Source organism: Streptomyces sp. NPDC052910, from assembly GCF_055585605.1.
In genome coordinates this window covers 775094-798613 of sequence record NZ_JBVJJR010000003.1, presented here as the reverse complement: position 1 = coordinate 798613, position 23520 = coordinate 775094, and the positions used below count along the sequence as shown (strand labels likewise).

General features: G+C 73.2%; 20 protein-coding genes and 2 tRNA genes. 19 read left to right on the top strand and 3 right to left on the bottom strand.

The features are described from left to right. Positions 1 to 18 precede the first annotated feature (18 nt). The 3 genes from ACZ6X9_RS14610 (at position 19) to ACZ6X9_RS14600 (ending at position 3309) form a co-directional block, all read left to right on the top strand. Positions 19 to 1314, top strand: a complete 1296-nt coding sequence (locus ACZ6X9_RS14610) for a glutamate-5-semialdehyde dehydrogenase (RefSeq protein WP_469778334.1) — start codon at positions 19 to 21, stop codon at positions 1312 to 1314. 102 nt (positions 1315 to 1416) lie between these two features. After that, entirely contained in the window at positions 1417 to 2055 is a 639-nt protein-coding gene (locus ACZ6X9_RS14605) for an SCO2584 family spore wall biosynthesis protein (protein WP_469778333.1), read from the top strand. Between the two features lie 165 nt (positions 2056 to 2220). Beyond that, a complete protein-coding gene (locus tag ACZ6X9_RS14600; protein WP_469778332.1) occupies positions 2221 to 3309 on the top strand; it encodes an SCO2583 family membrane protein in 1089 nt (362 codons plus the stop codon). A gap of 78 nt (positions 3310 to 3387) precedes the next feature. Here ACZ6X9_RS14600 and ACZ6X9_RS14595 read toward each other — a convergent pair whose 3' ends face one another. Continuing rightward, positions 3388 to 4524 (bottom strand): M48 family metallopeptidase, encoded by a 1137-nt coding sequence (locus ACZ6X9_RS14595; protein WP_469778331.1) that lies wholly within the window; start codon positions 4522 to 4524, stop codon positions 3388 to 3390. 93 nt (positions 4525 to 4617) lie between these two features. Between ACZ6X9_RS14595 and ACZ6X9_RS14590 the strand changes: the two genes are divergently transcribed. From ACZ6X9_RS14590 to ACZ6X9_RS14560, 7 genes are all read left to right on the top strand, one after another. Beyond that, positions 4618 to 4797: a hypothetical protein gene (locus ACZ6X9_RS14590; protein WP_469778330.1), complete on the top strand. Its 180-nt coding sequence runs from the start codon at positions 4618 to 4620 to the stop codon at positions 4795 to 4797. A gap of 120 nt (positions 4798 to 4917) precedes the next feature. Then, a complete protein-coding gene (locus tag ACZ6X9_RS14585) occupies positions 4918 to 5079 on the top strand; it encodes a hypothetical protein (RefSeq protein WP_469778329.1) in 162 nt (53 codons plus the stop codon). Between the two features lie 61 nt (positions 5080 to 5140). Next, a complete protein-coding gene (nadD, locus tag ACZ6X9_RS14580) occupies positions 5141 to 5752 on the top strand; it encodes a nicotinate-nucleotide adenylyltransferase (protein WP_040889678.1) in 612 nt (203 codons plus the stop codon). 79 nt (positions 5753 to 5831) lie between these two features. Continuing rightward, complete coding sequence (locus ACZ6X9_RS14575; protein ID WP_469778328.1) at positions 5832 to 7643, top strand: LCP family protein; 1812 nt, start codon at positions 5832 to 5834, stop codon at positions 7641 to 7643. Between the two features lie 130 nt (positions 7644 to 7773). Then, positions 7774 to 8214 (top strand): ribosome silencing factor, encoded by a 441-nt coding sequence (gene rsfS, locus ACZ6X9_RS14570; protein WP_469778327.1) that lies wholly within the window; start codon positions 7774 to 7776, stop codon positions 8212 to 8214. Next, positions 8211 to 8867 carry a histidine phosphatase family protein gene (locus tag ACZ6X9_RS14565; protein ID WP_469778655.1) on the top strand — a complete coding sequence of 219 codons (657 nt, stop codon included), beginning with the start codon at positions 8211 to 8213 and terminating at the stop codon, positions 8865 to 8867. The genes rsfS and ACZ6X9_RS14565 overlap by 4 nt, the downstream gene beginning before the upstream one ends. 135 nt (positions 8868 to 9002) lie before the next feature. Next, positions 9003 to 9075, top strand: a tRNA-Ala gene (locus ACZ6X9_RS14560). A 103-nt stretch (positions 9076 to 9178) separates the two neighbouring features. Here the strand turns inward: ACZ6X9_RS14560 and ACZ6X9_RS14555 are convergent. Together ACZ6X9_RS14555 and ACZ6X9_RS14550 are read right to left on the bottom strand one after the other, a co-directional pair. Further along, positions 9179 to 9598 (bottom strand): RDD family protein, encoded by a 420-nt coding sequence (locus ACZ6X9_RS14555; RefSeq protein ID WP_469778326.1) that lies wholly within the window; start codon positions 9596 to 9598, stop codon positions 9179 to 9181. 82 nt (positions 9599 to 9680) lie between these two features. Further along, complete coding sequence (locus ACZ6X9_RS14550) at positions 9681 to 10622, bottom strand: helix-turn-helix transcriptional regulator (protein WP_469778325.1); 942 nt, start codon at positions 10620 to 10622, stop codon at positions 9681 to 9683. A 93-nt stretch (positions 10623 to 10715) separates the two neighbouring features. Between ACZ6X9_RS14550 and ACZ6X9_RS14545 the strand changes: the two genes are divergently transcribed. The 9 genes from ACZ6X9_RS14545 (at position 10716) to ACZ6X9_RS14505 (ending at position 22938) form a co-directional block, all read left to right on the top strand. Beyond that, on the top strand, positions 10716 to 12224 hold the full coding sequence (locus ACZ6X9_RS14545; RefSeq protein WP_469778324.1) for an MFS transporter: 1509 nt from the start codon (positions 10716 to 10718) through the stop codon (positions 12222 to 12224). 69 nt (positions 12225 to 12293) lie between these two features. Continuing rightward, positions 12294 to 12491 carry a hypothetical protein gene (locus ACZ6X9_RS14540; RefSeq protein WP_469778323.1) on the top strand — a complete coding sequence of 66 codons (198 nt, stop codon included), beginning with the start codon at positions 12294 to 12296 and terminating at the stop codon, positions 12489 to 12491. Positions 12492 to 12495: 4 nt separating this feature from the next. Beyond that, complete coding sequence (locus ACZ6X9_RS14535) at positions 12496 to 12729, top strand: hypothetical protein (RefSeq protein WP_004944425.1); 234 nt, start codon at positions 12496 to 12498, stop codon at positions 12727 to 12729. A 205-nt stretch (positions 12730 to 12934) separates the two neighbouring features. After that, positions 12935 to 13007: transfer RNA gene (locus ACZ6X9_RS14530), tRNA-Ala, on the top strand. A 265-nt stretch (positions 13008 to 13272) separates the two neighbouring features. Continuing rightward, positions 13273 to 15240, top strand: a complete 1968-nt coding sequence (locus tag ACZ6X9_RS14525) for a S53 family peptidase (RefSeq protein ID WP_469778322.1) — start codon at positions 13273 to 13275, stop codon at positions 15238 to 15240. Between the two features lie 388 nt (positions 15241 to 15628). Continuing rightward, complete coding sequence (gene leuS, locus ACZ6X9_RS14520) at positions 15629 to 18508, top strand: leucine--tRNA ligase (RefSeq protein ID WP_469778321.1); 2880 nt, start codon at positions 15629 to 15631, stop codon at positions 18506 to 18508. A gap of 649 nt (positions 18509 to 19157) precedes the next feature. Continuing rightward, complete coding sequence (locus tag ACZ6X9_RS14515) at positions 19158 to 19928, top strand: hypothetical protein (protein ID WP_469778320.1); 771 nt, start codon at positions 19158 to 19160, stop codon at positions 19926 to 19928. Positions 19929 to 20024: 96 nt separating this feature from the next. Next, positions 20025 to 20870, top strand: a complete 846-nt coding sequence (locus ACZ6X9_RS14510; protein ID WP_469778319.1) for a DegV family protein — start codon at positions 20025 to 20027, stop codon at positions 20868 to 20870. A gap of 1564 nt (positions 20871 to 22434) precedes the next feature. Further along, positions 22435 to 22938 (top strand): ComEA family DNA-binding protein, encoded by a 504-nt coding sequence (locus tag ACZ6X9_RS14505; protein WP_469778318.1) that lies wholly within the window; start codon positions 22435 to 22437, stop codon positions 22936 to 22938. Positions 22939 to 23520 lie beyond the last annotated feature (582 nt).

The window sequence follows — 23520 nt, the reverse complement described above, 5'->3', positions numbered from 1 at the left end:
CAACTAAGCTGCGTCCCCATGAGCAGCGACACCCCCACCTCCGGCCCCCTCCCCGAGTCCCCCGTGCTCCGTGCCGCGGTCCGTGCCCGTACCGCCGCCGCCGAGCTCGCGCCGCTGCCACGCGCGGCCAAGGACACGGCGCTGCTCGCCGTCGCCGACGCCCTGGAGGCCCGGACCGACGAGATCGTGGCCGCCAACGCCGAGGACGTCGCGCGGGCCCGCGCCGCCGGCACGGCCGAGGGTGTCGTCGACCGGCTGACCCTCACGCCGGAGCGCGTCCGGGCCATCGCCGCGGACGTGCGCAGCGTCGCCGGCCTGCCCGACCCGGTCGGCGAGGTGGTGCGCGGCTCCACCCTGCCCAACGGCATCGACCTGCGGCAGGTCCGGGTGCCGCTCGGCGTGGTCGGGATCGTCTACGAGGCCCGGCCGAACGTGACGGTGGACGCCGCCGCCCTCTGCCTGAAGTCCGGCAACGCGGTCCTGCTGCGCGGCTCCTCCTCGGCGTACGCGTCGAACACCGCCCTGGTGGCCGTGGTGCGCGAGGCCGTCGCGGGTACGGGGCTGCCGGCGGACGCCGTGCAACTGGTGCCGGGGGAGAGCCGGGAGTCCGTCCGGGAGCTGATGCGCGCCCGCGGCCTGGTCGACGTGCTGATCCCGCGCGGCGGCGCCTCGCTGATCAGGACCGTCGTCGAGGAGTCCACCGTCCCGGTGATCGAGACGGGCACCGGCAACTGCCACGTCTACGTGGACGCCGAGGCCGACCTCGACACGGCCGTCCGGGTGCTCGTCAACTCCAAGGCGCACCGCGTCAGCGTCTGCAACGCCGCCGAGACCCTCCTCGTCCACCGGGACATCGCCGGGCGGCTGCTTCCGGCCGCGCTGGACGCGCTGGCCGAGGCCGGGGTGACGGTGCACGCCGACGAGCGGGTGCGGGCGCTGGCCGGCGGGACGAAGGCGACGGTGGTGCCCGCCACGGAGGAGGACTGGGCGACCGAGTACCTCTCCTACGACATCGCGGCCGCGGTGGTGGACTCGCTGGACGACGCCGTGCGGCACATCCGGCGGTGGTCCTCCGGACACACCGAGGCGATCGTCACCACCTCACAGCAGGCGGCCAGGCGCTTCACCCGATTGGTGGATTCCACGACGGTCGCGGTGAACGCGTCCACACGGTTCACGGACGGCGGCCAGTTCGGCTTCGGCGCGGAGATCGGCATCTCCACCCAGAAGCTGCACGCGCGCGGCCCGATGGGACTGCCCGAGCTCACCTCGACCAAGTACATCGTCACGGGTGACGGGCACATCCGGGGCTGACCTGCGGCGGGGGCGGTGACGGGCCGGGTGCCGCGCGGGTGCGGCGGCCCTAATTCCCGTACCGCCCGCGCGGATTGACCGCTTCGGGTCTACGCTGGGGGCGTGCCGGACGACGTGGGGGGCAGGCCGTTCCCGGACGGCGAGGAGCCCGACAGCCACCACCGCGGAGGCGAGGACGAGTTCGCCGCGGTGGTCTTCGACGAGGAGTTCGTGCGGGCCGCCGTGGTGCACGAGCCCAGCGCGGCCGAGCGCGTGCTCGCCGCCCGGGCCCGCTCGGGCGGCGGACCGGGCGAGGACGACGGGTACGAGGGCCGCGACGCGTACGGACGGCGCGCCGGCGGACGGACCCGCCGCCGCACCGGCGGCGGACCGGGCGCCTGGCGGACGCTCACCCACGACCTGGATCCGGACGACGCCTACGGGCCCTACGGCCGCTACGGCAGCCGGCGCGGGCCCTACCGGGGCCGGCCGCGCTGGTATCGACCGGTGGCCTGGCTGCTCTGCGTCCTGCTGGGCATCGGCGCGGTGGCCCTGGCCTTCGCGGCGGTCTACCGGGGGGCGTCCTCCGGAGACCGGCGGAACCCCGCCCCGCCGCCCGCCACCACCGGGGTGGACGCGCCGCCGCGGCGGCAGGGAGCCCTGCCGCACGCGGACCGGCCGGACGCCGTGGCGGACCCGGGCGCTCCCGTCGCCTCGGCGGCGTCCGCGGCCACGGCCCCGGCGGCGCCGCGGCACGGCTGACCGCCGGAGCGTCCTCGTCACCCTGGGTGATCATGGCCGGGGTGACCTGCGACGACATTCTTTGCCGGCGTCTGACGGGCCCGGGCGGCGCGTCCGGGGGCCCGCGCCGGAAGTTGTCGTGTACCAGCGCGTTTACGGAAGGGCCCGGCGACCTACCCTTGAGGTATGGAAGGGCCTGGAGACCCGCCTGAGGGGACGCCCGAGGGTGCCCCGGGAGGTGGTGACGAAGAGTACCGGTCGGTCGTCTTCGACGAATCGTTCGTCCGGGCTGCCCGCCTCCAGGAGTTCTCGGCCCGGGAGCGGCTGGGCGATCACGCCCCGGCCGTGCGCACGCGGCACGCCTGGGCCCGGCTCGGCGCCTCGCGCCAGTTGCTGCTCCTCGTCCTGCTGATCGCGCTGGCCTTCGGCACGGCCGTCTACATGGGTCTGCGCCACCCCTACAAGGAGCCCCGGCCGCCGTCCGCCGAGCCGCTGCAGACCACCGTCATACCGCTCGCCCCGCGCGGCACGGTGCCCGGCGGTGCCGCGGAGCGACTGTTCGCCGGCAGTCCGGCCCGGCACTTCGGGGAGGGCGCCGAGGGCGTCACACTGCCCGCCGTGCGGCGCACCCAGAACTTCTCCGAGGGGCTGGTGATGGCCGCCCTGGCCACCGCCAAGGAGTACACCGTCAAGTCCGCGCTGGACCGGGACGTGCTCGGCGGCGGCGACGGACGGGCCGTGCGCCCCCTGCTCGCGCCCGCGCAGCAGGACCAGTACGACCGCAGCTTCGACCGGCCGGCGGACGACGGGCGGCACGCGATCACCGGCTGGCTGGTCCGCTTCGACCCAGCCCAGGTGGCCGTGGACGACGCCCCCGCCCGCGTCCAGGGCGCCTTCTCCCTCACCGAGGTCTCCCCGGCCGCGCTGGAGGTCTCCGCCGACCACACCTTCGTCTACGCGGTCCGCCCGGCGGCGGCCGGGCCGGCGAAGGCGGGGGCGGCGGACACCTCGCTGTTCACCGTCCGCCGGATCATCCGCTTCCGCTTCGACCGGGACGACCTCCAGGACCACCACCTCCAGGTGCTCCAGAGCACCGTCGAGGCGGGGCCGGAGTCCTGCGGCGCGGACGACGCGGCCTACCTGCGGCCCGTCCTGGCCGGCCGCACGGCCGACGGCGGCCGGCAGCCCGTCACCGACCCGTACGCGACGGGCCGGCCGGCGGGCGGGCTCTGCGGCGTACTGGCGCCGGAAGCCCTGGCCCCGGCGGGACGCTGATCGGGCGACGCCGGGCCGGCGGCCCTACGGCGGCTCCCTGCCGAGTCCTCCGGCTTCCGGTCAGCCCTCCGGCTTCCGTCAGCCCTTCGGCTCCCCGTCGCGCGGTGCGTCCCGGGGCTCGTCCCGCGGGCCGTCCTTCGGCCGGCCGGCGGAGCCGGAGCGCCCGGTGAAGGTGTCCCGCAGCCGGCCGCCCAGGTCGTTGGCCCCGCCCGCGATGTCCCGCACCAGCCCCATCAGCGGGTCCTTGCTCGACCGCACGGACTCCGCGTAGTGGTTGGCCGAGTCGCGGAAGGAATCGGACACCGAGGCGTCCTTGTCCTCCGCGCGCCGCGGGTAGTGGCCGTCCATGAGGCGTTGGAAATCGCGGCTCTCCGCCCAGCGCTTGAGCTCGGCCGCCCGCACGGTGGCGAACGGGTGGCTGCGCGGCAGCACGTTCATGATCTTCAGGACGGAGTCCCGCAGATCGCCGCCCGCCTCGTACTCCTCGGCCTGGGCGAGGAAGGCGTCCACGTTCATCTCGTGCAGGTGGTTGCCGCCCGCCAGCTTCATCAGGCCGCGCAGCGACGCCTGGAGATCCTGGCCCACCAGCAGCCCGGCCCGGTCCGCCGACAGCTCCGACTTGCGGAACCACTCGCGCAGCGCCGTCACGATCGCGGTGACCGCTATGCCGCCCAGCGGGATCCAGGCCACCTTCAGCGCGAAGTTGGTGAGGAACAGCAGGATCGTCCGGTAGACCGAGTGGCCCGACAGGGCGTGACCCACCTCGTGGCCCACGACCGCCCGCATCTCCTCCTCGTCCAGCAGCTCGACCAGGCCCGTCGTCACCACGATGACCGGCTCGTCCAGGCCGACGCACATGGCGTTGGGCTGCGGGTCCTGCGTGACGTACATCGGCGGGACCTTGGGCAGGTCGAGGATGTAACAGGCGTCCAGGAGCATGGTGTGCAGGTGCGGGAACTGCCGGTCGCCCACCCGCACCGAGTCGGACAGGAACAGCAGCCGCAGGCTGCGCTCCGGCAGCAGGCCGCTCAGGGCCTTGAAGACGGTGTCGAAACCGCTCAGCTTGCGCAGGGCGACCAGGGCGGAACGGTCCGCCGGGTGTTCGTACGCCCGGGACGAGATGTCCGGGAAACGCCTCCGGTCGCGGCCCGGTGCGCGCCCCTCCCCGTCCCCCTCCGCGCGGCCGGAGCCGTTCGCGGCGTTGCTGTCACTCATGGCGACCCCCTCAACTGGGCTCGATCGTGGCCCGTCCCCCGGCTGACGGACCCCACCCTAGGCGCTGCCACCGACAGGGCTACCGTGGAGGGCATGTCCGCTCTCCAGGGTTTCACCCACCTCGCGGCCTCCCCGGCGTTCACCGGGCCGCTGGCCGTCTCCGCCCACGATCAGGGACCGGGGCCGGTGCTGCGCACGGTCGTCATCGTCGCCCTGATCGGCGTGCCGCTCACCGCCTGGCTGCTCCTCCGCGGGTACCGCGGGAAGGGCTGAGCCCCGGCCCGCCGCCCCGACCGGACCGCCGCGCGGAGTCGGCGTGAGCGCGACGACCGCCTCCGCATACGATGTGGCGGAAGTCTCCCACCGATCGTCTCCGGAGAGGTCCTGCCGACGATGTCCCTCACCTCAGCCCACTCGGCCCTGGTCACGTTCGCTTCCGAGAGCGAGCACGTCGACACCCACGAGAGCCTGAGCCCCTACGTCACCGGCGGCTCCGCGCTCTTCATCCTGCTCCTCCTGCTCTACGTGACCACGCGTTTCAACCGGGACCGCTGACCGGCCGGGGCGCACTCCCCGCGGGGCCGGCGTACCGCCGTGCCCAGTAGGGTCTGCACGCATGGAAGAGCAGACAGAGCCCGCGAAGCGGCGGCTCGGCGTCATGGGCGGGACGTTCGATCCGGTCCACCACGGCCACCTGGTCGCCGCGAGTGAGGTCGCTTCGCAGTTCCACCTGGACGAGGTGGTGTTCGTCCCGACCGGCCACCCCTGGCAGAAGAGCCACAAGGCGGTGTCCCCGGCCGAGGACCGCTACCTGATGACGGTCATCGCCACGGCGTCCAACCCGCAGTTCTCGGTCAGCCGGATCGACATCGACCGCGGGGGACCGACGTACACCGTCGACACGCTCCGGGACCTGCGCGCCCTCAACGACGACGCGGACCTGTTCTTCATCACCGGCGCGGACGCGCTCGCGCAGATCCTCACCTGGCACAACACGGACGAGTTGTTCTCCCTCGCCCACTTCATCGGCGTCACCCGCCCCGGGCACATACTGGCCAACCCGGGGCTGCCGGACGACCGGGTCTCGTTCGTCGAGGTCCCGGCCCTCGCCATCTCCTCGTCCGACTGCCGCGCGCGCGTGGCGGAGGGCGAGCCCGTCTGGTATCTGGTGCCGGACGGTGTCGTGCGCTACATCGCCAAGCGCAAGCTGTACCGTCACGACGGCTGACAACCGGCCGAACCGGCTCCAGCGCCATCGAGGGGCACCGTTGAACGACCGCCAGGACCCGTACGCGCACGATCCCCACGTGCACGATCCCCACCTCCGGGACGCGTACGGCCGGGATCCGTACGGACAGCAGCCGCAGGTGTACGGCTACGACGCCTACGGCAGTCCGGTGCACCACCCCGACGACCCGCGGATGGCGTACGACGCCTACGGCAGACCGCTCGCCGGACTCGACGGCGGGCAGCAGGCGGACGGCCTGGGAGCGGGCGGTGGCCGGCCGCAGGGGTACGACCTGGGCTACGGCTACGACCCGTACGCCGCCGATGGCCAGACGAGCGGGTACCAGCAGGCGCAGGAGTACCCGTCGTACCAGCAGCAGGCGTACGGCGTGGGGGACCAGCAGGGACAGCCCCTCCAGGGGCACGTGCGGGTACAGGCCCAGGCTCCGGCCGCACATCCCCAGGCTCCGTCCCCGGCGGCCGACCAGGCCCCCACGGCGGACCGGCCCCAGGAGTGGATCCCCCGGCAGGCCGACCATGCCGACCGTGCCGGCCGGGCGGACGCCCCCGGCGGCGCGGAGACCGCGGCACCGGCCGGAACCGTCCCCGAGCCGCGGCACGCGCCGGACGACGAGCCGGCGGCCCCGGCGTACCACACCGAGCAGTTCTCCTTCGTCGAGGCGCCGGACGAGGACGCCGAGGACGTCATCGACTGGCTGAAGTTCAGCGAGAGCCGGACCGAGCGCCGGGACGAGCGCAAGCGCCGGGGCCGCAACCGCTACGTCGCGCTGGCCGTGGCGGCCGTGCTGGCCCTGGGCGGGGTGCTCGGCTACCTCTTCCTCACGGGCGGCGACGGGAAGGACGGCGGCACGGCGGCCGGCGGCGGCCAGAAGCGCGACGTCATCGTCGTCCACCTGCGGCAGACCAAGGGCGGCGGGAGCTCGACGGCCCTGCTCGTCGACAACGCGACGACCAGGAAGGCCACCGCCGTCCTGCTGCCCAACTCGCTCGCCGTCGCCAAGGAGGGCGGCGGGGCCACGACCCTCGGCAAGTCGGTCCAGGAGGCGGGCACCGGGGGCACCCGTGACGCCCTGAACACTCTGCTCGGCTCGCAGATCAAGGGAAGCTGGCGGCTGGACACCCCGTACCTGGAGAACCTCGTCCAACTGATCGGCGGTGTGTCGGTGGACGCCGACGCCGACGTCCCCGGCGCCAAGCCGGGAGACGAACCGCTGGTGCGCCGGGGTGCCGGTCAGAGCCTCAACGGCCAGGCGGCCGTCGCCTACGCCATCCACCGGGTGCCGGGGGAGGCCCCCGAACGGCAGCTCAACCGGTTCGGGCAGGTCATGCAGGCCGTCCTGAAGAAGATGTCCACCGACCCGAAGGCCGCGACCACCACGGTCGAGGCGCTGGCGCAGATCCCCGACCCGTCGCTCTCCGTCCCCCAGCTCGGCGCCTCCCTGGCCCAACTGGCGGCCCGCGCCAAGGCGGGCGCGTACCGCACCACCGTGCTGCCCGTGCGGCCGGACGGCACCCTCGGCGGGGAGGAGGCGGACGGCGTGGTCAAGGAGGTGCTCGGCGGCGCCGTCGGGAGCGCGGGCGCCGGTACGACGCCGCGGGTCAGCGTGAAGAACGCCACAGGCGGCGCGACCGGCGCCGGGGCGGCCCGGGTCGCCCTCGTCAACGGCGGCTACACCTACCTCGACGCGGGCACGGCCGCCCCGGCCGGCTCCTCCGCCGTCTACTACGCGGACGACAAGCGGGCGGCGGACGCCCGGGAGGTCGCCAAGACGCTGGGGCTGCCGGCCGGCGCGGTACGGAAGGGGCGGCCGGCGGACGTCGCGGCCAACGCGGACGTGACCGTGGTGCTGGGCCGGAACTACAAGGGCTGACCGGCGCCGGAGGGGGCGCCGGCACGGGTGCGGGGCGGGTGCGGGGGCGGGCGCCGAAAAGCCCCGGAGGGGCCGCGGCGGGTCGTGAGACCCTTGAGGGCGTACCCACCCCCTACCGAAAGCATGGCCAGTGACCGCCACGGACCGCTCCGCACAGCTCATTCAGGCCGCCGCCCAGGCCGCCGCCGACAAGCTCGCGCACGACATCGTCGCCTACGACGTCAGCGATGTGCTGTCGATCACCGACGCCTTCCTGCTGGCCTCGGCCCCCAACGACCGCCAGGTCAAGTCGATCGTCGACGAGATCGAGGAGCGGCTGCTCAAGGAGCTGGGCGCCAAGCCGGTCCGGCGCGAGGGCGACCGCGACGCGCGCTGGGTGCTCCTGGACTACATGGACATCGTCGTGCACGTCCAGCACAGCGAGGAGCGCGTCTTCTACGCCCTGGAGCGGCTGTGGAAGGACTGCCCCGAGATGGAGCTGCCCGCCGACGCGGTCGCCACCCGGGGCAAGGCCGCCGAGCACGCCCGCGCCCAGGAGGCCGCCGACGCGCGGGACGGTGAGCTGAGCTGAACGGCAGCAGGGGAGGCGGCCGGGGCCGCCGCATCGTCCTGTGGCGGCACGGCCAGACGGCCTGGAACGTGGAGCGCCGCTTCCAGGGCACCACGGACATCGAGCTGACGGAGACCGGCGTCGCCCAGGCGCGCCGGGCGGCCCGGTTGCTGGCGGCGATGAAGCCGGACGCCGTCGTCGCCTCCGACCTCCGGCGCGCCGCCGGCACCGCCGCCGAGCTGGCGGCGCTCACCGGCCTGGAGATCACCCATGATCCCGGGCTGCGGGAGACGTACGCCGGGGCCTGGCAGGGCCTGACGCACGAGGAGATCAGCGAGCGGTACGGCGATCAGTACGCGGCCTGGAAGCGCGGCGAGCCCGTGCGGCGTGGCGGCGGCGAGCTGGAGACCGAGGTCGCCGAGCGGGCGGCGCCCGTCGTCCTGGCCCACGCGGACCGGTTGCCGGACGGCGGCACGCTCGTCGTCGTCAGCCACGGCGGCACCATCCGCACCACGATCGGGCGGCTGCTCGGGCTGGACCCGCTCTCCTGGGAGGCGCTCGGCGGGCTCAGCAACTGCTGCTGGTCCGTCCTGGGCGAGGGCGCGCGCGGCTGGCGGCTGCTGGAGCACAACGCGGGCACCCTGCCGGAGCCGGTCCTCGGCGACGACGACTGACCCCTGCCGGAGGCCCTCGTTCCGGGGTGGGGGCCGGCCACCGGGCCCGATTTCCCATTCGGGCAGGTGGCAGGCTAAAGTTCTTCTTGTTCGCGGGGAACGCGGGGGAAAACCTCCGGGGGAGCCGAGAACAGCGGGGCTATAGCTCAGTTGGTAGAGCGCCTGCATGGCATGCAGGAGGTCAGGAGTTCAATTCTCCTTAGCTCCACAGAAAAGGGATCCCGTCCGGTCGGAAAGACCGGGCGGGATCTTTGCTTTGACGGGCCCGGCCGCCCCTCCGGAGAAGGCCGGCCGAGGCGTGGCCGGGGGCTTCACTCCCGGACGACGCGCAGCCCCGCGAAGTCCTGGGGCTCCGCGTCGCTGCCGCCGAGGACCCAGGCGAGAGGCAGTACGGTCACCCCCCACAGCAGGCCGCCCAGCCAACGCCCCAGCGCCTGGTGCGGCCGGGGGCGGCCGTCATCCGCGGCGCGGACCACCCGGAGCCCCAGCATCAGCTTTCCCACGCTGCCGCCGGAGGCCAGGACGAAGAGCACCTGGTTGAGGGCGGACCACAGGAGGGCGCCGGCCAGGAAGGCGGCTGCAGCCCCCGGCGGGGACAGGTGCCCGGTCCGGCCCGGGCCCATGACCACGTACCCGACCCCCGCGACCAGGCCGAACAGGAGGGCGAACGCGCCGTCGATCGCCGCGGCCCCGTAACGCCGTCCCCTGCCCGCCGTCACCGATCGGCGCATGTCCTTCTTCCCCCTCGGGCCGTACCGCCCGCTCCCGTGCGTCGCGTCGGCGAACCGTACCGCGATGACGGGCACCTGGGGGTCACGGAACCCGCTGCGGCTCCTTCTCCGCCAGCCGGTCGCGTATCTCCGACAGCCGCATCCCGTGCTCCGGGCAGCCGACCAGCGGATCCTCCAGCGCGGCCAGCGAGGCCAGGAGACGGGCGGTCTCCGCGTCCTCCGGGGTGTAGACCACGACGCGCGTCTCGGGGGCCTCGGCCGGCGAGAGCGAGGTGGAGACCAGCCGGAGCTCGCCCACCGAGGGGTGCCGCATGACCTTCGTCCGGCGGCCCGGCGGGACGACGTCCCCGGCCTCCCAGAGCCGGCGGAACTCCTCACTGGACGTGATGAGCAGCCGCAGGAACTCCTCCCAGGCCGGCTCGCCGACGTGCCGCCCGTACGCGCCGCGGAACGTGGCCACCAGCAGCGGCAGTTCCTCCTCGCGGTTCACCACCGGGCTGCAGCACTCGGGGCGGGTGAAGAGCTGCCAGAGGACGTTGGCCTTCCAGTCCGCCGTCAGGTACACCAGCGGGAAGAGGGCGCGGTAGGGCGCGTTGGTGGCCAGCACGTCGTAACGGGCGTTGTAGACGACCGCCGGGTTCGGGCCGAGGGCGTCCACGACGGCCTGCACCGCCGGGTCGACCGTGTCCGCGTCGGCCACCCGCCGCGGCGCGTACGGGACTTCGGCCAACTGGTAGAGGTGCTCGCGCTCGTTCTCGTCCAGGCGCAGTGTCCGGGCGATGGCGTCCAGCACCTGCACGCTGGCGTTGATCGGGCGGCCCTGCTCCAGCCAGGTGTACCAGGTGATGCCGACCCCGGAGAGCTGTGCCACCTCCTCGCGCCGGAGGCCGGGGGTGCGCCGGCGCAGGCCCTCGGGGAAGCCCACGTCGGCCGGTCTCACCCTGGCCCGCCGGCCGCGCAGGAAGGCGGCCAGCTCCGTTCGCCTGCGTCCGTTCAGTGTCGCCATCGTCGTCACGCCCCCCATGGTCGTCGCGGGGGCGGAGCGTCGCCAGGTGCCGTCGGTAATAGCGTCGGCGGGCTCTCACCACCCGTACCCGTGCGAACCCAGCCTGTACGCATGTCCACGATCCCGTCCCCCCGGACTTCGTCCGTCCCCGCTCCCAGTGAAGCGGATCCCACTGACAACGCCGTCGGCGCCGACCGTGCCGACGGCGCGGCCGCCGACGGCCGTACCGGCAGGCCCGTGCGGCCCGGCTGGCTGCTGCTGATCGTGCTGCTCGGCCAGTTCATGGCGATCCTCGACTCGTTCGTGGTCAACGTCGCCACCGCGACCATCCGGTCCGAGCTGCACGCGTCGGGCGCCGGGCTGCAACTGGTCGTGGCCGGTTACACGATCGGTTACGCGGTGCTGCTGATCACCGGTGCCCGGCTCGGCGCCCGCCACGGCTACCGGAGAGCCTTCCTCGCGGGACTGGCCCTGTTCACCCTGGCCTCGCTGCTCTGCGGAGTGGCCGGCGGCACCGGCACGCTGATCGTCTTCCGGTTCGTCCAGGGCGCCGGCGCCGCCGTGATGCTGCCGCAGGTGCTGAGCCTGATCCAGCGCACCTACGCCGGAGCGGCGCGGGCGCGGGCGCTCGGCCTCTTCTCGGCCGTGATCGCCTCCGGTGCCGCGGTCGGGATGATCGTCGGCGGTCTGCTGGTGGACGCGGACCTGTTCGACTGGAGCTGGCGGCCGGTCTTCCTGGTCAACGTGCCGATCGGCCTGATCCTGTTGCTGCTGGGAGCCCGGCTGATGCCTCGCGACGCGTCATGCGCCGGGGAGCGCACGCGGGCGCTCGACCTGCCGGGCCTGGTGCTCCTCGCGGCGGCGGTCATGTGTTTCACGGTGCCGATGGTGCTGGGCGAGCAGCAGGGCTGGCCGCTGTGGACCTGGCTGTCGTTCGGGCTCTGCGCCGCGCTCGCGGTGGTCTTCGCCGGGTACGAGTCACGGCTGGCCCGCCGCGGCGGGGCGCCGCTGATCGCGCCCGCGGTGCTGTGGGCGCCGGGGATGCCGCGGGCGGTGGTGCGGATCGGGCTCACCATGGCGATGAACGCCGGCGTCCTCCTGACCCTCTCCCTGCACCTGCAGAGCGGGCTGGGCTTCGGGCCGCTGCGCACCGGACTGACCTTCCTGCCCACGGCGGTGGCCTTCGGCGGCGTCGGCCTCAACTGGCGCCGGCTTCCCGAACGGTGGCACGGCGCCCTGCCCACGGCCGGGCTGCTGCTGGCGGCGGTCTCCTTCGCGGGCACCGGGCTCGTCCTGCGGGACGGCGGGGACGGCGGCCTGTGGCTGTACGCGGTGCTGTTCGGCGGCGGTGGCGGGCTCGGCCTCGCCTTCAGCCCGACGCTCGGCCGTACGCTGGCGGGGGTGCGGCCGGAGCACGCCGCGGACGCCGGCGGGCTGCTCACCACCACCAGCCAGCTCGGTCTGGTGACCGGGGTGGCCGTCTACGGCGCCGTCCACCTCGCCGAGGCCGACGGCGGAGGGGCGACCTCCTCGGCGCACGGGGTGTGGATCACCTCGCTGGCGCTGGCGGGGACGGCGGTGGCCGCGGTGGGGACGGCTCTGCCCCGTCGGGGGCGCTGACCCGGACCCCGTCCCCGTGGCAGAATCGGACGGCCGGGCGCGGACGGGGTGAAGGGGAGGGAAGCTGACATGCCGGGGTGCGTGTTCGCGACGACCGACGTCCTTCCCGGATCCGCCCGACCGTTCGGGTCTCCCGGATTCCCCCGGATTCCCGGAGTGACCGCCCTCCAGTGCCCGGCTTGTGGCTCCGCTCATGTGGCCCAGGTGCTCGGCGACAACGGCGGTGTTTCGTACGTCTGCACGGCCTGCGGCCATAGCTGGAGCTGAGTGAATGGGTGCACACAGCCGGAAATGCGACTGGTGCGGCAGCGGGACGCCCATCGTTCGCGACATGGAACCGATCAACGCCGACTACCAGTACTGGTGCGTCGAGTGCGCACGGGCGCTGATCATAAAAGGCGACCCCATCGAGACCTACCGGGAACTGGAAGGGGAGCCGATCTACGGGCGGCTGCTCGACGAGCACTGCGCTCTCAAGCGGTTCTACTCGTTCGCCACCGCGTGAAAGCGGGGCACGGGCCGCTTGAGGGCCGCCCGGCGGTCGGATGACGGCCGGGCGGCCCGGTGGAGCGCCGGGCAAATCGGGCGAAACCGACCGGGAGAACCACCGATTTGGCAGATGGCAGGGGGGGCCGTGTAATGTAGTCGATGTCGCCAGGGGGAACCGGCCGGAAACGGTGGGAAAGCCCGGGCGGCGAACAAGAGAACAAGGGGCTATAGCTCAGTTGGTAGAGCGCCTGCATGGCATGCAGGAGGTCAGGAGTTCAATTCTCCTTAGCTCCACAGAAGATGAGCGGGTCGTCCGAAAGGGCGGCCCGCTTCTCGTTGTGCCGCCTTCCGCTTGTGCGCGTTTTCGCTCGGCGCCATGCGTTCTTGCCTCGGCGCCATGCGTTCTTGCATGTTCATGACCGTTCCTTGTCCGCTTGTTGGCGAACACATGCCCCCTGCATGAACCGTTCGCCGAAAGAGTGACGTGCCGTGTGCACGCCGCTTCCGACGCGGCCGTCACACGCGACCACACGCGACTCATCGCATCGCAGGGGGTTTTATGAGATCTCGCCGTTCCGGAGCACGCGCGGGCCTGGCCCTGGCCGCCGCGCTGCCCCTGGTGGCCGGAGCGCTGGCGCTCGGCGCGCCCGCCGCCGGTGCCGACAGCGGACCGCACGGCCGCCAGTCCCTGGCCGGTACCAAGCCCGAGTGGGCCACGGCCGCCGCCGACCGGGGCACCACCTCGGCGAAGCGGGCCGTCGCCGCCCGCGTCTACCTCGCCGGCCGGGACGCCAGGGGGCTCGCCGCGTACGCCCGGGCCGTCTCCGACCCCCGGTCCGCCGCCTACGGCAAGTACCTGACGGCCCGCCAGGCGAAGGATCGTTTCGGCCCGACCGGAGGTCAGATAGCCGAGGTCACCGGATGGCTGAAGTCCGCGGGCCTCAAGGTGACCGGCACCAACGAGCACTACGTCACCGTCACCGGTGACGCCGGGGCGGTCGAGAAGGCCTTCGGCACCCGACTGCACGACTACGCCAAGGACGGCCGGACGTACCACGCGCCGTCCTCGACGGCCTCCGTCCCCGCCTCGCTGCACGGCGCGGTCCTCACCGTCGTCGGCCTCGACGACGCCCCGCGCCGCGCCCACCGCGACGAGACCCTGCCCGGCCCGAGCGCCGCCTTCGTCAACTCCGGCCCGTTCTCGACGTACTACGGCTCGAACGTGAACAAGAGCCTGCCGTCGGCCTACGGCGGCCACGCCCCGTACGCGATCAAGGGCTACACCGGCAAACAGCTCCGCGCCGCGTACGGCGCCGGGAACTTCACCGGCAAGGGCGTCACCGTCGCGATCACCGACGCGTACGCCTCGCCGACGATCGCCAAGGACATCGAGCAGTACGCGAAGCGCAACGGCGACAAGGCGTACCGCAAGGGCCAGTTCTCGCAGGTGCTGCCCGCCGACTGGAAGCACGGCTCGCCCGACGAGTGCGACGCGGCCGGCTGGTACGGCGAGGAGACCCTCGACATCGAGGCCGTGCACGCGGTGGCCCCCGAGTCGGACATCGTCTACGTGGCCGGCGCCTCCTGCCAGGACGACGACCTGATCGACTCCCTGCACAAGATCGTCGACAACCGGCTGGCCGACATCGTCTCCAACTCCTGGAGCGACATCGAGACCCACGAGACGCCGGACGTCGCAGCCGCCTACGACCACGTCTTCCAGCAGGGCGCCGTCGAGGGCATCGGCTTCTACTTCTCGTCCGGCGATGACGGCGACAACAGCCACAAGCACGGCGAGAAGACGGTCGACACCCCCGCCAACTCGCCGTGGGCGACCTCCGTCGGCGGCACCTCGCTGGCCGTCGGCAAGGGCGACCGCTACCTGTGGGAGACCGGCTGGGGCACCCACAAGGCGCCGCTGTCGAAGGACGGGCGCACCTGGAGCGGCTTCCCGGGCGAGTTCACCGGCGGGGCCGGCGGCGGCACCAGCAAGATCTTCGAGCAGCCGTACTACCAGCGCGGCGTCGTCCCCGACGCGCTCGCCAAGGCCGGCGGCGCGGCCAAGCCGATGCGCGTCGGACCGGACATCGCGGCGGTCGCCGACTCCACCACCGGCTTCCTGGTCGGCCAGACGCAGACCTTCCCGGACAAGTCCGTGAAGTACGGCGAGTACCGCATCGGCGGCACCTCGCTCGCCGCACCCGTGATCGCCGGTGTGCAGGCACTGGCCCAGCAGGCCCGGCACGGCGTGCCGATCGGCTTCGCCAACCCGGGCATCTACGACCGCTACGGCACGGCCGCCTACCACGACGTGACCGACCACCCGCTGGGCAGGGGACAGGGCATCGGCAACGTCCGGGTCGACTTCGTCAACGGCGTCGACGCCAAGGGCGGCACCACCGTGTCGCTGCGCAGCATGGGCGACGACGGCTCGCTGTCGGCGACCGTCGGCTACGACGACGTCACCGGCGTGGGCTCGCCGGGGCGTGACTACGTGACGTCGTACGTGCCGGGGCACCGGCGCTGACCGGGACCGGGCGCCGTCGTCCTGGCGGGGGCGGCGCCTGACCTGGACCGGGCGCCGTGGTCCTGGTGGCGGCGGCCGGCCTGACCGGGACGGGGCGCCGTCATCCTGGCGGTGGCGGCGCCCGGCCCGCTTCGAAGGCCGCTGAGGCCCGCCGCACCGGTCCCCGGGCTCTGTGCGGGCCTAGGGGCCCCTGCGGTAACCTGACTCCATGCGTGCCGTACGCCTCCTGCTTAGCGAGCCGCGCTGATCAATCCCGACCGGTCAGGTCGGCATCGGCGCGGCGTCCCCTCCTGTGCGAGGGGATTTTTCGTTTCCGGACTCCGTCGGAGAGCCGGGGACCGTAACGCGACCGCAGGCAGAGACGACGATCGATGGAGCTTTGAGGACGATGAGCGAGACCACTACCGCCGCCGAGGTGGCTGCCCCGCACCGCTACACGGCCGCGCTGGCCGCCGACATCGAGGCACGCTGGCAGGACTTCTGGGACGCCGACGGGACGTACGAGGCGCCCAACCCGGACGGCGAGCTGGCCGGTGACCCCGAGGTCGTGGCCCGGCCGCGCAAGTTCATCATGGACATGTTCCCGTACCCCTCGGGCGCGGGCCTGCACGTCGGCCACCCGCTGGGCTACATCGCGACGGACGTGACCGCCCGGTACCACCGGATGACCGGCCACAACGTCCTGCACACCCTGGGCTTCGACGCCTTCGGCCTGCCCGCCGAGCAGTACGCGGTGCAGACCGGCACCCACCCGCGGGTGTCCACCGAGGCCAACATGGAGAACATGAAGGCGCAACTGCGCCGCCTGGGCCTGGGCCACGACAAGCGGCGGTCGTTCGCGACGATCGACCCCGAGTACTACAAGTGGACGCAGTGGATCTTCCTGCAGATCTTCAACGCGTGGTTCGACGAGGACGCGAAGAAGGCCCGGCCGATCGCCGAGCTGGTGGCGCAGTTCGAGAGCGGGGAGCGCTCCCTGCCCGACAGGCGCTCCTGGAATGAGCTGAGCGCCGCCGAGCGCGCCGACGTGCTGGGCGAGTACCGCCTGGCCTACGCCTCCGACGCGCCCGTCAACTGGTGCCCGGGCCTGGGCACCGTGCTGGCCAACGAGGAGGTCACCGCCGACGGCCGCTCCGAGCGCGGCAACTTCCCCGTCTTCAAGTCCAAGCTGCGCCAGTGGAACATGCGCATCACCGCCTACGCGGACCGCCTGCTGGACGACCTGGACGCGCTGGACTGGCCCGAGGCCATCAAGCTGCAGCAGCGCAACTGGATCGGCCGCAGCGAGGGCGCCCACGTCGACTTCGCCGTCGACGGCCGTCCCGAGGCGAAGGCCACCGTCTTCACCACCCGCCACGACACCCTGTTCGGCGCCACCTACCTGGTGCTGGCGCCCGAGCACCCGCTGGTCACCGGTGACGACCCGATCGTCCCGGCCGCCTGGCCCGAGGGCGCCCACGCGGACTGGACCGGCGGGCACGCCACCCCGGCCGAGGCCGTCGCCGCCTACCGCAAGGAGGCCGCCGCCAAGTCGGACGTCGAGCGGCAGGCCGACGCCAAGGAGAAGACCGGCGTCTTCACCGGCGCCTACGCCGTCAACCCGGTGAGCGGCGACCGGATCCCCGTCTTCGTCGCCGACTACGTCCTGATGGGCTACGGCACCGGCGCCATCATGGCCGTCCCCGCGCACGACAGCCGCGACTTCGCCTTCGCCCGCGCCTTCGGCCTGCCCATGCGCTGCGTCGTCAAGCCGTCGGACGACCGGGGCACCGACCCCGCGGAGTGGGCCGACGCCTTCGACTCGTACGACGCCGAGATCATCGACTCGACCGGGCCCGACATCTCCCTGGACGGGCTGGTCGTGCCCGAGGCCAAGGCCCGCATGGCGGCCTGGCTGACCGAGCGGGGCATCGGCGAGGGCACGGTCAACTTCCGGCTGCGCGACTGGCTGTTCAGCCGCCAGCGCTACTGGGGCGAGCCCTTCCCGATCGTCTACGACGAGGACGGCGTCGCCCACGCGCTGCCCGAGTCGATGCTGCCGCTGGAGCTGCCCGAGGTCGAGGACTACGCCCCGCGCACCTTCGAGCCGGACGACGCGGACACCGAGCCGGAGACCCCGCTGTCCCGCAACGCGGACTGGGTCAACGTCGAGCTGGACCTGGGCGACGGCGTGAAGCGCTACCGCCGCGAGACCAACACCATGCCCAACTGGGCCGGTTCCTGCTGGTACGAGCTGCGCTACCTGGACCCGCGCAACAGCGAGCGGCTGGTCTCGCCCGAGGCCGAGCGCTACTGGATGGGTCCGCGCGAGGACAAGCCGCACGGCGGTGTCGACCTGTACGTCGGCGGCGCCGAGCACGCGGTGCTGCACCTGCTGTACGCCCGCTTCTGGTCCAAGGTGCTGTTCGACCTGGGACACGTCTCGTCCGCCGAGCCGTTCCACAAGCTGTACAACCAGGGCATGATCCAGGCGTACGTCTACCGCGACGCGCGCGGCATCGCCGTGCCGGCCACCGAGGTCGAGGAGCGCGACGGCGCCTACTGGTACCAGGGCGAGAAGGTCTCCCGGCTGCTGGGCAAGATGGGCAAGTCCCTGAAGAACGCCGTCACGCCGGACGAGATCTGCGCCGAGTACGGCGCCGACACCCTGCGCCTGTACGAGATGGCGATGGGCCCCCTGGACGTCTCCCGCCCCTGGGACACCCGCGCCGTCATCGGCCAGTACCGGCTGCTGCAGCGCCTGTGGCGCAACGTGGTCGACGAGAGCACCGGTGAGGTCACCGTCGTCGACGCCGAGCCGGACGAGGCGACGCTGCGGATCCTGCACAAGACGATCGATGGCGTCGGCCAGGACATGGCCAACCTGCGCTTCAACACCGCCATCGCCAAGATCACCGAGCTGAACAACCACGTCACCAAGCTGAACGAGGTGCCGCGCTCGGTCGCGGAGCGGCTGGTGCTGCTGATGGCGCCGCTGGCCCCGCACATCGCCGAGGAACTGTGGCGCCGGCTGGGTCACTCCGAGTCGGTCGTGCACCGGGACTTCCCGGTGGCCGACCCCGCCTACCTGGTCGACGAGGCCGTGACCTGCGTCGTCCAGATCAAGGGCAAGGTCAAGGCGCGGCTGGAGGTCGCTCCCTCGATCTCCGAGGAGGAACTGGAGCGGGTGGCGCTGGCCGACCCGGCCGTGGTCGCGGCACTGGGCGGGGCGGGCATCCGCAAGGTGATCGTGCGGGCGCCGAAGCTGGTGAACATCGTTCCGGCGTAGTGGGGTCTCGGGGTGCTGAGGTCTCGGGGCAGTGGGGTCTCGGGGTAATGGGGTCTCGGCGTGACGGGGTCTCGGTCTGACGGGATCCCGGCCTGACGAGACCTTGGTCTGACGGGACCTCGGCCTGACGGGCCTCGGTATAACGGGAACCAGGAGAGACGGGGTCACGGCGCCAAGGGACTCCGGTGCGGTGGGAGCGGATGCCCGGGCCCGGTGGAGCCGGGCGGGCTGCCGGGCCGGGGATGATTCGGGCGCCGGGCAGGGGTGATCCGGGCGGGCCCCGGGTGGGCCCGGGTGGGAGGCCGCCGGTGCGGGGCCTTCGGTGCGAGGCCCTAGGTTGTGGGGCCGAGGGGGTGGGCCGCGCCGGGCCGTCCGGCTTTCCTCGCGCGCCGGACGCACGGCATCGGGGTTTTCCCCTACGGGCAGGTTGGGGGTTCCGTTGGAACCCACGACCTGCCCGCGCCGTTTACCGTGGAGAGGTGCCTCATGAACCCGTGAACCGGTCGGAGGGAGCCGTCGGCCGGCCTGCCGCCGGGCCCGTCCGCCTTCTCGCCCGTCGGCCCGACCGTCGGTCCGTCCACCGGTCCGATCGTCGGTCCGTCCGCCGGCCGGCCTGCCGGTCCGTTCCCGAGCCCGTCGAGGAGTGCCCATGGAAGCCGCGGCCGTGATCATCGCTCTGATCTTCGCGGTCCTCGTCGCGCTCGCCGTGGTCGCGGCGGTCCGGACGGTGAAGGCCGTCAAACGCGGGGTGGACCGGACGGTGACCCAGGCCCGGCGCACGGTGGAGGACACCCGTCTCAAGGCCCGGCAGTACACCGCGCCGGGAGCCGCCGGCGAGGTGGCGCAACTGCGGCTGTCCCTGCGGACGACGATGCGGGCCACGCAGGAGGCGCTGCGTCTGCGCGCGCCCGAGGACCCGTCGCTCTCCGAGTCCCTGGCCCTCTTCGAGCGCCTGAGCGCCCATGGTCACGAACTGGACGACGACCTGCGACGGCTGGAGACCGAGCCCAACCGGAGCCGGATCGACGCCAGCCTCCCCGAGATGCGTGAGCGGATCGAGCGCATCCGGCACGCGGCGGACTCGCTGCGCTGGGCGGCCCAGGACCGCGCGCGACAGTTCGCGGACGACGACTTGGCGGACCTCAGCGAGCAGATCCGGATGGAGGCGGGGGCGCTGCGCCACTGGGCGCCGGTGGACGCGGCGGACGCCGAAGCGGCCGTCGGAGCACCGGCGGGTGGCGCGGCGCCCAAGGCTTCCCCGTCGGCACAGGGATCGGAACCGGGATCGGAATCGGAGCCGAAACCCGAGCCGAAACCCGAGCCCGAGCGGCCGGCGATAGCGGGACGGGAGATGTGGCGGAAGGACGCCCGTCCCTGGGAGAAGTGGCAGAAGAACGGACACCCCGAGAGCACGAGCTGACCCACGGGAGCACCGGGGACCGCCTCCGCGATCCGAAACGATCACCATCCCGGCCCGGGCTGCTTGCCCCGCCGCCGGGCGGGTAACCTCCGGTTCATGTCCCGCCATGTCGCGATCGTCACCGATTCCACGGCCTACCTGCCTCAACAGGCGATGGAGCGGCACGGCATCACGTCCGTGCCGCTGACGGTGGTGCTGGGCGACACGGCCCTCGAAGAGGGCACCGAGATCTCCGCCCGCTCGGTCGCCCACGCCCTGCAGAAGCGCAGGCCGGTGACGACGTCCCGGCCCACCCCGGAGGTCTTCGCCGCCGCCTACCGCGCGGCGGCCGAATCCGGGGCCGACGGCGTGGTCTCCCTCCACCTGTCCGCCGAGTTCTCCGGTACCTACGACGCCGCGCTGCTCGCGGCGCGGGAGGCGCCCGTCCCCGTCCGGGTCGTGGACACCGGCATGGTGGCGATGGCCCTCGGCTTCTGCGCCCTGGCCGCCGCCGACACGGCCGCGGCCGGCGGCACGTTGGACGAGGCGGTGGCCGCCGCCGAGAAGCGGGCGGCGGGCACGGCCGCCTTCTTCTACGTCGACACCCTCGACTACCTGCGCAGAGGAGGCCGTATCGGTGCGGCCCAGGCCCTGCTGGGCTCGGCGCTGGCCGTCAAGCCCCTGCTGCAACTTGTCGACGGCCGCATCGACCTGCGCGAGAAGGTCCGCACCGCCTCCCGGGCCGTGGCCCGCCTGGAGGACATCGCCCTCACCCACGCCGGAACCACCCCCGTGGACGTCGCCGTCCACCACCTCGCGGCCCCCGACCGAGCGACCTTGCTGGCCGACCGCCTGCGCGAACGGGTGCCGAACCTGGGCGAGTTGCATGTGAGCGAGGTCGGTGCGGTGATCGGGGCACACACGGGGCCGGGACTGCTGGGCGTAGTGGTGTCGGCCCGGTAGGGGCCGCCGACGGATTTCCGGAGGAACGCTCCCGTCGGCGTTCGGCTCGTCCGTCGGCTGGGGGTGAGGCGGCGGACCGGGTGTCGGGCGTCAGGTGCCGGGGGTACGGGCTCGGGGCGGAGGTTCGCTCGGTTGTGGTGTGGAGTGTTTCTCCGGTCTGTCTGGTGTTGTCTGGCTGGTGTTCGTCGGCCGGCCAAAGGAGGCCGTAGGGGGGGCGGCGGCGGTGGTCCACGAGGGTCCGGCCGCCGGTGTTCCGTAGCCGGGGGCGCGCCGGGCTGCGTGGTGGTGATACGAAGAGGCTGTCGGTTGTTCCCGCGGTCTGTTTGGCGTTTGCATGTTTGGTGTTCGGGACGGCCGCGACGCCTGTCCGGCCCAACCAAGGGGTCGTCGGGGGCGCCTGCGGAGGAGCGGCAGGGCCGGACCAGTGGCGATCCGTTCACGCGGGACGTCCTGCTTGCCCTGGGGGCCGGTGCGGCCGCACTGCCGGGGCATGGGGGCGGAGCCCCCGAAGAAACGGTGAAAGGGCGGGTCCGGGGCACTCCCCACTACCCGCCACGCATCAGGGGCCACTGCCCCCAAACCCCCGGCCACCCCACGCCCATCGATCGAGTGACGAAGTTATCCACAACTCCGCAGCGACCCACCGGTTTTGCCCAAGATCAGCGAGCTGCGTTTGCCCTCCCTACCGTCATCTCCCATGACGACGACAGCACTTGAGGTCACGACAGCCCTCCCCAGCGCCCCCACCCCGGACACCGTCCTGCGAAACCGCGCCTCGGCGCTGATGGAGACCGCTGCTCCGAGAGGGACCGCTGCTCCGATGGGGACGGCTGCTCCGAGAGGGGCCTTGGCGCCGAAGGGGACCACGGCGACGGTGGAATCGGCGGTACCGACGCGGCCGACGGCGCCGATGAAAACGGCGCGCCCTGCGAGAACGGCGCCCCTGGCGGGAACGGCACCTCCGGCGAGAACGGCACCCCTGGCGGGAACGGAAGCTCCGGTGAGGGCGGCATCCCCGGCCGGGGTGCAGCCCCCGCCCGAGGTCGTCACCCTCCGAGAAGCCGCTCCCCGTCCCACCCGCGACCGCTCCCCCCGCCACGACCGCCCGCCGGGCCGCCCGGCCCGCCGCGTTCGCGGCGGTTGCGGGGCAGGAACGGGCCCGGGACGGGGAGCACACGTCGGGGCGACGGAACAGCCACGGGCAGGGGCGAGTCGTACCGCCCTCCCCGACGCGCAGCCCCGACCCCGCCCCCGGCCGTGGGAGGGGGACCCCCCGGGCTCGCTCCCGCGCACCACCCGCTGGCGCCTCGCGCTCCAGGAGAGGCTGCCCCTCTGGGTCCAGCTCCGCTGCGGTATCGAGCCGAGAACCCTCGCCGCCCTCGCGATCGTCCTCGCCGTCGCAGGTCTCTTCGCCGCCTTCCATTTCTGGACGGGCAGACCGAAGACCGTCCAGGCACCCACCCGTGAGGCCCCGGTGGCGGCGTCCCTGCCATCAGCACGCGCCCGACCGGGCGCACCGCCACCGGCCCCGGCGGCCGCCGCCCGACGGGACACCCCGGCCGGCATGCCCGGCGTACCGGGCCCGAGCGCCGGGGGAGTGGTCGTGGACGTCTCCGGCAAGGTGCGACGCCCGGGCATCCAGCGACTGCCGACCGGTTCCCGTGTCGTCGACGCGCTGGAAGCGGCGGGCGGCGCGAACCCCGGCGTCGACATGACCGGGCTCAACCGGGCACGCGTGCTCACGGACGGCGAGCAGATCCTCGTAGGAGCGCCTCCGGGTACCGTCCGCCCGGCCAACCCGCTCCCGAACGCACCGGGTTCGGGGCCATCGAGCGATCCCAAGGCGGCGGGGAGCACAGCAGGGACGGGGGCGAACGGACCGCTCAGCCTCAACGCGGCGACGGTGGAACAACTGGACGCGCTGCCGGGGGTGGGCCCGGTCCTGGCGCAGCACATCGTCGACTACCGCACCGAGCACGGCGGTTTCCGCTCCGTGACCGACCTCCGCCAGGTCAACGGCATCGGAGCCCGTCGCTTCTCCGATCTCCGCCCCCTGGTCCAGCCATGAGAGAAGCCCTCCGGCCGCCCGGAACGGATCCGCCCGGCGCACCGGACTCCCGCCTTCACCGGCCGGCCGCCGAGCCCGCCGACCTCCGACTGATGGTGCCGGCGCTCGCGGCCTGGGCCGGTGCCGCCCTCGCACTGACCGCGGACGCGGCCACGGTGACCGCACTGTGCGCGACTGCCCTGCTTCTCGCCGCCGTGGCAGCCGGCATCGCCGCGAAATACCGAAGGGAGACCACTCCGCCTCCACCCCCGAACCTCACCCGGCCCCACGGGCCGTCACGCCTGGAAGGAGCCACTCCGGCCAACAGCCACAACGCGGCGCACCCGGGACATCCCGCACACCCCATACATCCCGCACACCCCACATATCCCGCGCGCCCGGCGGACCGAGCGGGAACGCCGCGTGCCGACCGGCCCGGGATCGGTCGCACGACAGTCACCGCAAGTGGTCCGGCAAGCGTGCGAGGGCACACGCACCCGAGCCGGACCACACACTCCGGCGCCTCCGCGGGCTCCGCCCCAACCCCACCCCGACATCGTCCCGCGCACCCCGCCCCCCAGCACTTCACCCCGCCGCACTCCT

Coding starts and splice junctions, on each gene's coding strand:
- ACZ6X9_RS14610 (WP_469778334.1), top strand. CDS start 19: ATGAGCAGCGACACCCCCACCTCCGGCCCCCTCCCCGAGTCCCCCGTG.
- ACZ6X9_RS14600 (WP_469778332.1), top strand. CDS start 2,221: ATGGAAGGGCCTGGAGACCCGCCTGAGGGGACGCCCGAGGGTGCCCCG.
- ACZ6X9_RS14595 (WP_469778331.1), bottom strand. CDS start 4,524: ATGAGTGACAGCAACGCCGCGAACGGCTCCGGCCGCGCGGAGGGGGAC.
- ACZ6X9_RS14590 (WP_469778330.1), top strand. CDS start 4,618: ATGTCCGCTCTCCAGGGTTTCACCCACCTCGCGGCCTCCCCGGCGTTC.
- ACZ6X9_RS14585 (WP_469778329.1), top strand. CDS start 4,918: ATGTCCCTCACCTCAGCCCACTCGGCCCTGGTCACGTTCGCTTCCGAG.
- nadD (WP_040889678.1), top strand. CDS start 5,141: ATGGAAGAGCAGACAGAGCCCGCGAAGCGGCGGCTCGGCGTCATGGGC.
- ACZ6X9_RS14555 (WP_469778326.1), bottom strand. CDS start 9,598: ATGCGCCGATCGGTGACGGCGGGCAGGGGACGGCGTTACGGGGCCGCG.
- ACZ6X9_RS14550 (WP_469778325.1), bottom strand. CDS start 10,622: ATGGGGGGCGTGACGACGATGGCGACACTGAACGGACGCAGGCGAACG.
- ACZ6X9_RS14545 (WP_469778324.1), top strand. CDS start 10,716: ATGTCCACGATCCCGTCCCCCCGGACTTCGTCCGTCCCCGCTCCCAGT.
- ACZ6X9_RS14540 (WP_469778323.1), top strand. CDS start 12,294: ATGCCGGGGTGCGTGTTCGCGACGACCGACGTCCTTCCCGGATCCGCC.
- ACZ6X9_RS14535 (WP_004944425.1), top strand. CDS start 12,496: ATGGGTGCACACAGCCGGAAATGCGACTGGTGCGGCAGCGGGACGCCC.
- ACZ6X9_RS14525 (WP_469778322.1), top strand. CDS start 13,273: ATGAGATCTCGCCGTTCCGGAGCACGCGCGGGCCTGGCCCTGGCCGCC.
- leuS (WP_469778321.1), top strand. CDS start 15,629: ATGAGCGAGACCACTACCGCCGCCGAGGTGGCTGCCCCGCACCGCTAC.
- ACZ6X9_RS14515 (WP_469778320.1), top strand. CDS start 19,158: ATGGAAGCCGCGGCCGTGATCATCGCTCTGATCTTCGCGGTCCTCGTC.
- ACZ6X9_RS14510 (WP_469778319.1), top strand. CDS start 20,025: ATGTCCCGCCATGTCGCGATCGTCACCGATTCCACGGCCTACCTGCCT.
- ACZ6X9_RS14505 (WP_469778318.1), top strand. CDS start 22,435: ATGCCCGGCGTACCGGGCCCGAGCGCCGGGGGAGTGGTCGTGGACGTC.